The following is a 232-nucleotide window of genomic DNA, read 5'->3' as shown; positions in this document are numbered from 1 at the left end:
CCTTGTACCAATCCAAAGGCGCCGGGCGCAACGGTCTGCACTTCTTCAATTCCAGCCTGAAGACCCGCGCCAGTTTCGAGCTGCAACTGGAAGAGGAACTGCGCAGTGCGCTACGGCAAGACCACGCGCTGATGCTCTACTACCAGCCGATCTTCGAAGTGAAAACCGGACGCGTGACCAAGCTCGAGGCGCTGATTCGCTGGCAGCATCCGGTTCACGGTTTGCTCACACC

At 59.1% G+C, this 232-nt stretch carries 1 protein-coding gene; it reads left to right on the top strand.

Features of this window, described 5'->3' with window-relative positions; all coding sequences use genetic code 11:
- A partial coding sequence (locus tag AAEY83_RS18835; protein WP_351061761.1) for an EAL domain-containing protein occupies positions 1 to 232 on the top strand: 232 nt, incomplete at both ends.

Source organism: Psychrobacter sp. TB20-MNA-CIBAN-0197 (assembly GCF_040309765.1).
GTDB lineage: Bacteria > Pseudomonadota > Gammaproteobacteria > Pseudomonadales > Moraxellaceae > Psychrobacter > Psychrobacter submarinus.
Note: the sequence above shows the minus strand (reverse complement) of the source record. Positions and strands in the feature narration are given on the sequence as shown.